This window comes from uncultured Campylobacter sp., from assembly GCF_938045225.1.
Lineage (GTDB): Bacteria > Campylobacterota > Campylobacteria > Campylobacterales > Campylobacteraceae > Campylobacter_A.
This window is the reverse complement of sequence record NZ_CALINL010000247.1, coordinates 1-8,412: the sequence shown is the minus strand read 5'-3', so window position 1 is coordinate 8,412 and position 8,412 is coordinate 1. Positions and strand designations below refer to the sequence as shown.

Below are 8,412 nucleotides of genomic sequence, written 5' to 3'. Positions count from 1 at the left end.
AAAATTTGACGAAGATAAGGCATGTAGCCTATTGAGTCAAATTTTAACAAAATCCACAAAAAGCGCTCGCAAGACAAGCCGTAAAAAATAAGGCGAAGTATTTTTGCGCCAGACGAGGCACTTTTAAATTTGGCGATAGGAGTTACCATGTAGGTAATGACCGAGCCAAATTTAAAAGTAACGAAGTATAGGGCAAAAAGACAAGCCTTAATCAATAAATCTTTTTGTTAAATTTGTGTATGTGTCGATGCGTCTATCCCTCAAAAACGGCCAAATCCTGCGAACTTCTTCGCTTCTGGTCATATCGATCTCGACGATGCGGCACAGCTCGCTCTGGCTATCGGCGCGGAAAAGCTCCTCGCCCTGCGCGCCGAAAACAAAGCTGTTGCCCCAAAATTTGATCCCGTCCATCATGCCGCTCTCGTCGCCCTCAAAGCCCACGCGGTTTACGGCGATCACTGGTAGGCCGTTTGCGACCGCATGTCCGCGCTGTACGGCGACCCACGCCTCTAGCTGCCGCGATTTCTCCGCCTCCTCATCACCCTCGAACCAGCCGATCGCGGTCGGATAGATGAGCAGCTTCGCGCCGCGCAGAGCCATGAGACGCGCAGCCTCGGGATACCACTGATCCCAGCAAACAAGAACCCCGAGCCTACCTACGCTCGTATCGATGGGCTCAAAACCGATATCGCCCGGAGTAAAATAAAATTTCTCGTAAAAGCCCGGGTCGTCCGGGATGTGCATTTTGCGGTATTTGCCGGCTACGCTGCCGTCTTTTTCAAAGACGAATGCGGTGTTGTGATACAGCCCGTCCGCGCGCTTTTCAAATAGCGAAGTGACGAGCACGACGCCGTTTTGTCGCGCTACTTCGCCCCAAAATTTGACGTCGTTTTCCCAGCCCTCGGCAAGATCAAAAAACCTCGTCTCCTCGCTCTGGCAAAAATACTGCGTCTGGTGTAGCTCCTGCAGCACGACAAGCTGGGCTCCGCCGCCGCTAGCCTCGCGCACGAGCTCGAGCGTCCTTTGCACGGTTGCGTCTTTGGTGCCGTGAAATTTTTGTTGGATTAGCGCTACTTTCATATTTTTCCTTATGATTTAAATTTTCAAAATTATATCAAAGCGGGGATAAATTAGGGCTTGAACGGCCGGCCGGCAAGCTAAATTTTGCCGCTTTCGCCGGCTCATAAAATTTGCTTTAGCCTCTCAAGCAAGCCCGCGCAAGAGTGCGAAACGTCATCGTAGCACCGCTCAAAATCGCGGGTGTAATATGGATCGGCGATTATCTTGCCGCTTGGCGCGTCGCTAAATTCGAGCAGGAATTTTACTTTTTCGTCAAATTTAGCCTCAGCGCCGAATTTGCGTTTCAAAGTCCTTAAATTTTCATCGTCCATTATCAAGATAAGGTCGCTGTTATCAAAATCTTTTTGCGTTATCAAGGTCGCTTTGTGAGGCATTACGGGCACGCCGTTTTGTTTCAAAACCCGCACCGTCTCGTAGTACGGCGGCTCGCCTATCTCGTCCTCATGCGTGGCGCGCGAGTCGATGCTAAGGCGCCCGGCCAGACCCGCATTTTCGCTCAAATTTTGCATAACCGACTGCGCCATAGTCGAGCGGCAGATATTTCCGTGGCAAACGAATAAAATTTTCATATTTTTCCTTTGATTTAGCATTCGCACGAGCCGTTTTGATCGTCGCACGGATCAAGGTGCGTCGTGATCTGCCATTCAAACTCGCCGTATTTAGCTCTGATAGCGGCTTCTATCTCGTCTGAAATTTTGTGTGCGTCGTAAAGCGAAATTTCGCGGTTAAAGACTAGATGAACCGCGACGTAGCAGATGTTTGCGCTCTTTCTGGTAGCTAGGCCGTGATAGCTTGCTATCTGAGGGCGCGAGCGGATTATCTCTTCGATTTGCGCCGTTATCTCGGGATCTAGCGCTCGGTCAAGCAGCACGCCTACGCTTTCTTTCATCAAATTTATCGCGCTAACGGCGATGTAGCCGCTAATTACTATACCAAAAACGGCGTCTATCGCGGCAAATCCCGTAAATTCGACCAATATAAGCGAGGCGATAACGGCTAGGTTACTAAAAAGGTCGCTTTTATAGTGCAGCGCGTCGGCTCTAACGATCAAATTTCTCGTGCGGCGAGCGACGCGGGAAAGGTAGGCGACCAGCAGCCCCGTAACCGCGACCGATAGCGCCATCGCATAGAGCGAAAAAGCCGTATCTACGGGCGCTTGCTCCGTTTGTAGCTTACACACGCTCTCGTAAAGTATAAACGCGCCGGCACCCACGATCAAAACGCCCTCAAGCATCGCCGCAAGCGCTTCTAGCTTGGCGTAGCCGAAGTTAAATTTAGCATTAGGCGCGGCCTGGGATTTACGGATGGCGAAGAAATTTAGCGCGGAAACTAGCAGGTCAAGCATCGAATCGATCGCCGAACTAAGCACCGCCACCGAACCGCCGATCAAACCCGCGGCAAATTTAACCGCAGCTAGCGCAAACGCCGTAGTGCCCGCAACTATCACGGCTCTGCGACCTAAAATTTCATTTTGCCTTTTTATGTCGGTATTGTTTAATTGCATTTAGATTTCGCTTTCGCTTCTTGCGCCTACAAATCTATTCTCCGCTTCACTTCGTTCGCTAGAAACATGCTTCGCTTCGCTCGCACCGCTATACTTGTTTTGACTCGAGCAGTGCAGCGAGCCGTTTTGACGCACGAAAACGAGCGAATCCACGCCGATTATCTTATGGTTAGGCAGCTGCTGCGCTAGTCGATCAAGCGCGATTTTGTCGTTGTCATCATTGTACGTCGGAACGATAACGGCGCCGTTTATAAAGATAAAATTCGCATACGTGCACCCAAGCCTCTTGTCGCCGTAAAATTTAGCCTTAGGAAGCGGCAGCGGCACGAGCTTAAAGCCCGTGCTTTCAAGCTCTTTTTTCATCGCGGCAAGCTCCTCAAAATGCTCATCGTTTGGATCGTCGCATGAGGCGTATGCGATAGTATCAGGAGCGATGAAACGCGCCAAGGTATCGACGTGGCTATCGGTGTCGTCGCCCTTTATAAAGCCGTTTTTAAGCCACACTATGCGCTCAAGGCCAAAAAGCTCCTTAAGCTGCGCCTCGATCTGTTCTTTGCTTAGATGAGAGTTGCGGTTGTCGTTTAGTAGGCACTTCTCAGTCGTTAGTAGCGTGCCGCGCCCGTTAAAATCGATACTACCGCCCTCAAGTACGAGATCGATACTTCGCAAATCGCTTTTAAAACGCTTAGCTAGCTCCAAATTTACGGCATTATCTTTCGAGCTTTCAAATTTACCGCCCCAAGCATTAAATTTAAAATCATAGCTGACGATTTTCGCGCCGTCCTCTACGTCGATCATGCCGTAGTCGCGTATCCACGTATCATCGGTATCGATCTTTACGAACTCTACGTTATCAAATTTAGCAAATCGCTCCCGAAAAATCCTCTCCTCGGGGCAGATCAAAACGACCTTTTGAAACGGCGCGATAGCAGCGACCAGACTCTCGTAGGCGTCTAAAATTTCATCCAGATACGGCTTCCAGTCGGTGTTTTCGTGCGGTAGCGATAAAAATATCAGCTCTTGTTTTTCCCACTCTGCAAACGCTCTCAAATTCGTCCTTTATTTAAATAATTTCTATCAGAATTTAGAGGTTATGATACCTTTTGCAAGCTTAAATTTTAAAATAAATCATACAAAATTAGTTTTAAATTTAGTTTGCTTTCGCTACAATCTCGCGAAATTATCAAAAAGAAGCTAAAAAATTTATGGATTTTGAGTTTATAAAAGAATTTACGCCGATGTTCGTAAAAGCGGGCATTTTCACCGTCAAGCTCTCACTTTACGGCATTTTACTCTCGCTTGTTATCGGCATATTTTGCACGCTGGTTAAATTTTACAAGATCAAGCTCCTAACGCCAATCGTAAACGGCTACATCGAGGTTTCTAGAAACACTCCGCTGCTTATACAGCTTTTTTTCCTCTACTACGGACTTAGCAAATTCGGGTTAAATTTGAGCGCCTTTACCTGCGCGGTCGCGGGGCTTGCGTTTCTAGGCGGCAGCTATATGGCCGAGAGTTTTCGGCTTGGCTTTGAAGCGGTGAAAAAGACGCAGATCGAGGCTGCGCTTAGCGTCGCACTCACGCAGGGGCAAATTTTACGCTACGTTATCCTGCCTCAGGCTTTTAGCGTTTCGATCCCCTCTATCGCCGCTAACGTCATCTTTCTCATCAAAGAAACCTCAGTCATCAGCATCATCGCCCTGCCCGATTTGGTCTATGCGACCAAGGACATCATCGGGCTTTACTACATGACCGACGAGGCGCTTTTTATGCTCGTAGTTAGCTATTTGATTATCATTTTGCCGATATCTTTGGTCTTATTTTGGCTTGAAAAAAGGATGAGAGTTGGACGGAGTTAGTATTTTATTCGACCCGCTAGTTTTAAAGCGGCTGATTTTCGAGGGGCTGTGGATGAGCGTGCAGATTTCGGCTATCTCGATCGCCATCTCTCTTGTTTTAGGCACGTTTTTGGGCGTGTTGATGAGCTCGAAAAACAAATTTATCTTTTTCGTCCTAAAAATTTGCCTCGAAATCGTTCGCATTATGCCTCAAATCGTCTGGCTATTTTTGTTTTACTACGGCGCAAGCAAGGCATTTGGGCTCGATATATCCAAATTTAACGCCTCGCTCATCGTATTTAGCCTGTGGGGCGTGTTTGAGATGATGGATATCGTGCGCGGCGCGATCGTCTCGATACCACGGCATCAGTTTGAGAGCGCGGCGGCCCTAGCGCTTAGCAAGACCCAAATTTATCTTTACGTCGTGATCCCACTAGCCACGCGCCGCCTAGTGCCCGCGGGCGTAAATTTGCTAAGCCGTATCATCAAAACCACCCCGATCGTCGCCCTCATCGGCGTACCCGACCTGCTAAAAGTCGGCCAACAAACGATCGAGGCGGCGAGCCTAACCGCCAACCCGACCGTGCCGTTTTGGATATACGGCTTTATATTTTTATTATATTTTCTCGTCTGCTATCCTATCTCAAAACTATCTAAGATACTTGAAAACAGATGGGCATAAGGAATCAAATGAGCGAAATTTTAAAACTATCAAATTTAAGCAAATCTTACGGCGACTTGCAGGTGCTAAAAGGCATCGACCTTAGCGTCAAAAACGGCGAAGTAGTCGTGATCCTAGGACCCTCGGGCTGCGGCAAGAGCACAACTCTGCGCTGCATAAACGGCCTTGAGGCATTTGACGGCGGGCAGATAGAGATAGCCGGCGAAAAGATCGATAAAGACTACAAAGACTGGATCAAAATCCGCCAAAAAGATGGAACCCAGCAAACGCAATATCGGCATGGTTTTTCAAAACTACGAGCTGTTTGACCATATGAACGTCATCGAAAACATCGTGCTAGGCCCGGTAAAAGCGCAAAAAAGAAGCCGCGAAGAGGTCGAAAAAGAAGCCGAAGCGTGGCTAGAAAAAGTAGGCCTAAAACACAAAAAATACGCCTATCCAAAGGAGCTTAGCGGCGGGCAAAAGCAGCGTATCGCTATCGTGCGCGCGCTTTGCATGAAGCCCGAAATCATGTTATTTGACGAGATAACGGCCTCGCTAGATCCCGAGATCGTGCGCGAGGTGCTAGACGTCGTCATAAACCTCGCAAAAGACGGCATGACGATGCTGATCGTAACGCATGAGATGGGCTTTGCTCGCTCAGTGGCAAATCGTATAGTCTTTATGGATGAGGGCAAAATCGTCGAGGAGAGCGAGCCAGAGGCATTTTTCACACATCCAAAAAGCGAACGCGCGAAGAAGTTTTTAAATTTATTTTCGTTTTAGTGGTTTTAAATTTGACCTTTTGGGGCTAAATTTGAAAGCTTTTCATCAAATTTAGCTTTTAAAACCTTGCGTCTTTGCCATTTAAGCAACTCAAATTTACTCAAAAAAACCTGCGCGAATTTAATTTGCTAGCCGTTTCTTAAATCTAAAATTAAATTTATAAATTTATTTTGAGTAAATTTTACACTCCATTTTAAATCTAGCGTTACGTTTTTAAACAAAATTTGATTATTCTCTGCGCCAGTCGTCCGAAAAAGTACAAATTTAGTCGCATTTTAGCCAAGCTTTTGTATATTTTGCGCACTTTATTTTAAAGGAGAAAGAATGAGAAAACTTCTGTTTTCATTTTTGGCAACATTCGCCGCCGTCTTTCTAACGGGTCAGGCTAATTTGCAGGCTGCCGAAGCTGACGCTTTGGCTAAAATAAAAGAGCGCGGATACGTGCGCGTGGGCGTCTTTAGCGACAAACCGCCGTTTGGCTACGTCGATAAAGAGGGCAAAAACCAAGGCTACGACATATACTTCGCCAAACGCATCGCAAAGGATCTGCTGGGCGACGAGAGCAAGGTTAAATTTGAACTCGTAGAAGCAGCAGGCCGCGTAGAAGTGCTAGTAGCCGACAAGGTCGATATCACTTTAGCAAATTTCACCAAAACCCCTGAGCGCGCTAGAGTCGTTGATTTTGCGCTTCCGTATATGAAAGTGTCGCTAGGCGTAGTTAGCCCGGACGGCGCGGTCATAAAAAGCGTGGACGAGCTAAAAGGCAAAAAACTAATCGTCAATAAAGGCACGACTGCGGACGCGTATTTCACGAAAAATCACCCTGACATCGAGCTTATAAAATACGACCAAAACACCGAAACTTTCGCCGCTTTGGTAGATAAAAGAGGCGTGGCGCTAGCGCACGATAACGCGCTGCTTTTTGCGTGGGCTAAAGAAAATCCCGGCTTTACCGTCGGTATCGAAGCCCTAGGCGAGGTTGACGTCATCGCTCCTGCTGTTAAAAAAGGCAACAAAGCGCTGCTTGAGTGGCTAAATAACGAGATCGTAGAGCTTGGCAAGGAAAATTTCTTCCACAAAAACTACGACGCTACGCTAAAACCGATCTACGGCGATAGCGTAAATCCGGAATCTCTCGTCGTCGAAGGCGGCAAACTATAAAACCCAAAGTCGGAAGAAATTCCGACTTTTTCATTCTATACATTTTAAAATTTAAAGCATTAGGTAAATTTACCACCAGCACAACCTATCGTTTCGATATTTTAAATACGACTAAAATTTTACGCTTGCTTATTATTAAAGCAAATTTGATCCGAAAAATACAATAAATGAACCGCCAAATTTAAGCTCACATATCAAAGTTTGTAAATTTTAATCACTATAGAATTCAAGGATATTTTTTAATTATTAGAAAGGATAGTTTTGTGGATTTTCCTTGTACAATTTGCAAGGAAATTTAAAGAAAAACCTGCGGAAAGCCAAAGCTCTCCGCAGATAAAGGCGTATTACATCATTCCGCCCATGCCGCCCATACCGCTCATATCAGGCATAGCAGGCATCGGTTTGTCCTCTTTAAGCTCGCTTATGGTAGCTTCCGTAGTTAGAAGCAAGCTCGCCACGCTGACCGCGTTTTGTAGAGCCACGCGCTCGACCTTAACCGGGTCGATAATACCGGCTTTAAACATATCCACGTACTCGCCGGTGGCCGCGTTAAAGCCATAGTTATCGTCTTTGCTTACGCTTACGGAGTTTGCTACTACGCCCGCGTCAAAGCCCGCATTTTCAGCGATCTGGCGTAGCGGAGCGGTTAGCGCGCGTCTTACGATATCGGCACCTATAGCTTCATCGCCGCTTAGTTTTAGATCCACTTTAGCGCTCGCTTTGATAAACGCAGCGCCGCCGCCGATCACGATGCCCTCTTCTACGGCCGCTTTAGTCGCGCTTAGAGCATCGTCCACGCGGTCTTTTTTCTCTTTCATCTCGGTCTCGGTAGCAGCGCCCACCTTAATAACCGCTACGCCGCCGCTTAGCTTAGCCAGGCGCTCTTGTAGTTTTTCTTTATCGTAGTCGCTCGTAGTTTCTGCGATTTGAGCTTTTATTTGGATGATTCTAGCGTCGATTGCCGATTTCTCGCCTGCGCCGTTTACGATAGTCGTGTTGTCTTTGTCGATGATAACGCTTGAAGCTTGACCTAGGTCGCTTAGAGTCGCGCTTTCTAGCGTTCTACCTAGCTCTTCGCTCACTACTTCGCCGCCGGTTAGTATCGCGATATCCTCAAGCATTGCTTTTCTGCGATCGCCAAAGCCGGGAGCCTTAACCGCAGAGATGTTTAGCACGCCGCGAAGCTTGTTTACTACTAGCGTCGCAAGTGCCTCGCCCTCGATATCTTCAGCGATGATTAGTAGCGGTTTGCCTGTTTTTTGGATCTGCTCAAGCACAGGCAACAAGTCTTTTAAATTTGTAATCTTCTTGTCAAATAGCAAGATAAACGGATTGCTCAGCTCAACCTGCATCTTTTCGGCGTTTGTGATAAAGTAAGGGCT

The 8,412-nt window shown here is 47.2% G+C and carries 8 protein-coding genes and 1 pseudogene; 4 read left to right on the top strand and 5 right to left on the bottom strand.

Annotated elements, in window-relative coordinates; genetic code table 11:
* Positions 1-207: 207 nt before the first annotated feature.
* The 4 genes from Q0200_RS08825 to Q0200_RS08810 all read right to left on the bottom strand — a co-directional run bounded on the left by Q0200_RS08825 (position 208) and on the right by Q0200_RS08810 (position 3,634).
* Complete coding sequence (locus tag Q0200_RS08825; protein WP_297940456.1) at positions 208-1,080, bottom strand: carbon-nitrogen hydrolase; 873 nt, start codon at positions 1,078-1,080, stop codon at positions 208-210.
* A gap of 101 nt (positions 1,081-1,181) precedes the next feature.
* On the bottom strand, positions 1,182-1,649 hold the full coding sequence (locus Q0200_RS08820; RefSeq protein WP_297940454.1) for a low molecular weight protein-tyrosine-phosphatase: 468 nt from the start codon (positions 1,647-1,649) through the stop codon (positions 1,182-1,184).
* 14 nt (positions 1,650-1,663) lie between these two features.
* A complete protein-coding gene (locus Q0200_RS08815) occupies positions 1,664-2,584 on the bottom strand; it encodes a cation diffusion facilitator family transporter (RefSeq protein WP_297940452.1) in 921 nt (306 codons plus the stop codon).
* A complete protein-coding gene (locus tag Q0200_RS08810) occupies positions 2,585-3,634 on the bottom strand; it encodes an agmatine deiminase family protein (RefSeq protein ID WP_297940450.1) in 1,050 nt (349 codons plus the stop codon).
* 155 nt (positions 3,635-3,789) lie between these two features.
* Here Q0200_RS08810 and Q0200_RS08805 point away from each other — a divergent pair, with 155 nt between their 5' ends.
* From Q0200_RS08805 to Q0200_RS08790, 4 genes and pseudogenes are all read left to right on the top strand, one after another.
* Complete coding sequence (locus Q0200_RS08805; protein WP_297940448.1) at positions 3,790-4,443, top strand: amino acid ABC transporter permease; 654 nt, start codon at positions 3,790-3,792, stop codon at positions 4,441-4,443.
* Positions 4,430-5,104 carry an amino acid ABC transporter permease gene (locus tag Q0200_RS08800; protein WP_297940446.1) on the top strand — a complete coding sequence of 225 codons (675 nt, stop codon included), beginning with the start codon at positions 4,430-4,432 and terminating at the stop codon, positions 5,102-5,104. Before Q0200_RS08805 ends, Q0200_RS08800 begins: the two co-directional genes overlap by 14 nt.
* A gap of 8 nt (positions 5,105-5,112) precedes the next feature.
* Positions 5,113-5,869: pseudogene (locus Q0200_RS08795) on the top strand (amino acid ABC transporter ATP-binding protein).
* A 324-nt stretch (positions 5,870-6,193) separates the two neighbouring features.
* The gene (locus tag Q0200_RS08790) at positions 6,194-7,030 is read left to right on the top strand and encodes a cysteine ABC transporter substrate-binding protein (RefSeq protein WP_297940444.1); all 837 of its coding nucleotides are present in this window, start codon (positions 6,194-6,196) and stop codon (positions 7,028-7,030) included.
* Between the two features lie 344 nt (positions 7,031-7,374).
* On the opposite strand, the gene groEL is transcribed toward Q0200_RS08790, so the two are convergent.
* A partial coding sequence (gene groEL / locus Q0200_RS08785) for a chaperonin GroEL (protein WP_297940442.1) occupies positions 7,375-8,412 on the bottom strand: 1,038 nt, incomplete at its 5' end.